Raw genomic sequence first — 2,161 nt, 5'->3', positions numbered from 1 at the left:
GCCCCATATGGGCATCGGTGGTATCACCCCGGCCATGAAACTGAAACGGGCGGCATAGGCTCTACTTTTGAGCACTACCACAAATGGGGAGATTACAGTAACCCTTGACGTTGCGCAAAAACAGAAAGGACAGGCCAAATCCCCAATTGCAATGAGCCTGGGTGAGGGCCAAAAGCAATTCCGCAATTCTGGCATTATCGTCCACGAGCTTCGACTCATATCGAAAGCAGCGTTCCTGAACGATGTATACGCTTGCCGGATCTCATTTTTTCTCATTCACAGCTTCTTTGGCCATCTCTGCACGCAGAGATGGCCTCACCACTTTTTTGCAAGAGCCTCCTGCACGACCTCGGCACGCATCTGCGTACATCTTTTTCAGGCGGGCGTTTTCCCGCGCTCCAACTCCTTCATCCCTGCCATCAGTGCGGCGTCCATGCGCCGTATTTTGCTCGCCACTTGTAGAAAGCCGCACTGCTCATCCCGTGCTGACGGCAAAGTTCCGTTACCGGCATACCGTTTTCGGCCTGCTTCAAAATTGCCAGAATCTGGCTGTCTGTAAACCGTGGCTTTTTCATGTAAAATCTCCCGCTTCATGAGTATGGGAAATTCTACTTTCAAACGCTACCATTTTTGGGGGGGATTACAGCTTGAATAGCCAAGTTATCCAATCAAGGCAGCCAATTTTTTAATTTCCTTATCCGTTCGCGGTTGGCCAACTCCAACTATTAATCCACTAAGTATTTTTTTCTTTGTGTGGTCGACATTTAGCTGTAAAGAAAGGAGAAAAGGCAACTCTTCATTAATCTCTCGTGAGGCAATTTCCTCGGCGAGGCTTTCTGCATCCTCTGTACTTAGTCCTGTTGTATATGCTCTAAATGTTATATCACCCTGCGAAAGAGTAAAAATTAACTCTCCTTGTGAATAATCTTTCCTCTCTAAGTAATATTCACCATCGACATAAGATACTTGCTTGGTATTTCGCGTTGCTCTAATTAAATTTCTTTTAATTTCCTGTTGATCAATAGCGGAAACTCCGTCACTGAGTGTTACCTCATCATCACTATCCAATACATTGGCGAGTATTCGAACAGGTTTTTCATATGATGAGTATCTGTCCTTCTTAAGTAAAAATGCATCTAGCATGGGCTGATAAAGTGCTCTCTTTGTTTCTTCATGTACTGAAAGTTCTTGTGCGCGCTTGTCAGCAAGCCTTAATTCTTTGCGATAATTAAGTATTCTCGTAAGAGCCATTATACCGACAAAACCGCCTATTGCAAGAATCGTCGATATGAATATTTGCGTTGTTGTCATTTTTGACCCTAATGAAATCAAAATTTTAGTCAAGTCTGGAATGATTTCAGAGCAGCCTTGCTGTATGTCGATTTTGATTCTTATATCTTCTTCTGATAATGATCCTTGCACTTCAAATTCCGAAAGTAGATCATTTACAGAGTTTTGTAGTGCAATTATATAGCTAGCATGGCGAACATCAACAGTTCCATCCCATGTATCACCGTCAATTTTTATTGTGTAGCTGAAGTCTTTGCCCACAAACTGGATTTTGCGAAACGTCTCCTTTTTCGCAATAACCTTTGAGGCGTAAGCAAATAGCTCATCGAGGTTTTTAATCCTCTTCCTAGGTTGCCCCGGCTTTGATCTTCTCATGTGCCCTCCTGATGTTCCACAGCATACAGGAAGTCGTACAAAATATCAAAATGTCCTTGCCGCTGCGGAGTAGAAGCCATCTCATAAATCAAGAGGGTTTGAATTTAGAAATTTTCTAGACTTTTCCGTCCATTTCCCGCACGAAGTGGGAATGGACATCACCAATGGGCAATGGGAACGACTCGCGCCCCTTCTTCCCGACAGTCCCAAGGGGCCGAGAGGACAAGGCAGGCCGGTGCTCAATGAACCCCGCGCCATCCTGAACGTAATTCTTTGGATTCTGCGTACAGGCGCGCCGTGGAAGGATTTGCCGGAACGGTATCCGCCGTACCAGACCTGCCACAGATGGTTCCAGCGATGGCGAAAAGAAGGCGTGTTCGACACCGTGCTGCTCGCCTTGGCCGACGACTTGCGGGAACGCGGCAAGCTTGATTTGCGGGAAGCCTTCATTGACGGGACATTCGCCCCGGCAAAAAAGGGGGCCGTGCCGTTGGTA

General features: G+C 46.1%; 2 protein-coding genes and 1 pseudogene. 1 reads left to right on the top strand and 2 read right to left on the bottom strand.

The window, feature by feature from the left end; all coding sequences use genetic code 11:
• Positions 1 to 97: 97 nt before the first annotated feature.
• Positions 98 to 575 (bottom strand): annotated as a pseudogene (locus tag EII23_RS13520) (transposase); the annotation flags it as partial.
• 85 nt (positions 576 to 660) lie between these two features.
• On the bottom strand, positions 661 to 1,665 hold the full coding sequence (locus EII23_RS11770) for a hypothetical protein (RefSeq protein WP_124793527.1): 1,005 nt from the start codon (positions 1,663 to 1,665) through the stop codon (positions 661 to 663).
• 151 nt (positions 1,666 to 1,816) lie between these two features.
• Here EII23_RS11770 and EII23_RS11765 point away from each other — a divergent pair.
• The coding region (locus EII23_RS11765; protein WP_148091264.1) for a transposase at positions 1,817 to 2,161 on the top strand (345 nt) is incomplete at its 3' end.

Origin of the sequence: Desulfovibrio sp. OH1186_COT-070 (genome assembly GCF_003860215.1) — a bacterium.
In the GTDB taxonomy this organism is placed as follows: Bacteria; Desulfobacterota; Desulfovibrionia; order Desulfovibrionales; family Desulfovibrionaceae; genus Desulfovibrio.
The sequence above is the reverse complement of the archived record's forward strand: the minus strand, read 5'-3'. Positions and strand labels throughout refer to the sequence as shown.

Bases quoted from the DNA above. Each gene is read 5' to 3' on its own strand.
- EII23_RS11770 (WP_124793527.1), bottom strand. From the start codon at position 1,665: ATGAGAAGATCAAAGCCGGGGCAACCTAGGAAGAGGATTAAAAACCTC.